The 533-nt window shown below is 40.5% G+C and carries 1 pseudogene; it reads right to left on the minus strand.

The window, feature by feature from the left end:
- Positions 1–533 (minus strand): annotated as a pseudogene (locus V7783_RS21150) (hypothetical protein); the annotation flags it as partial.

Genomic DNA, 533 nt, shown 5'->3' on the forward strand with positions numbered 1-533 from the left:
GGACTGTTTACATATCTTGCCAAACTCAGAAACATGCAGGCTTTGTAATGTGCCGCCGCGGTATGAAGTACTAACCATGATCGATGAGCCGTTATCAAATACATAACTATTGTCTTTATCGTTTACCGGCTTAGGCAGCGTATAACCAATCTCTGCTAATAGGTTCTTTTGATCCTCAGTTATATTTTGGTAAGCATATCTAATCTTGTTGCGGTAAATGTCTTTAGCAGATAATAGATTATGGCAAATGCAGCCTGCCGAGTGGTCTTTGATAAATAAGCAGTCGTCCAGGTCGCTAATCATCTTGAAGGTCGTAAACCCTAACTGCCTAGCCTTTAGGATTATGTCCCGCCCATGAGTGAATAGATAAAAATCCTCTTGCTCTATGTTTGGAGAGAATAGAACCTTCTTGCCTTCTTTATTTTTAATGTGATAAAGCGTGCAGAGCCTAAACCATTTATAGGTCATAGCATCCGCAAGCATTTCATGGGTGAGGGTGTTTAGATTATCTAGATACCATAGCGCCTTGGTAT

The sequence above is a fragment of the Pseudoalteromonas sp. genome (assembly GCF_036960685.1).
Lineage (GTDB): Bacteria > Pseudomonadota > Gammaproteobacteria > Enterobacterales > Alteromonadaceae > Pseudoalteromonas.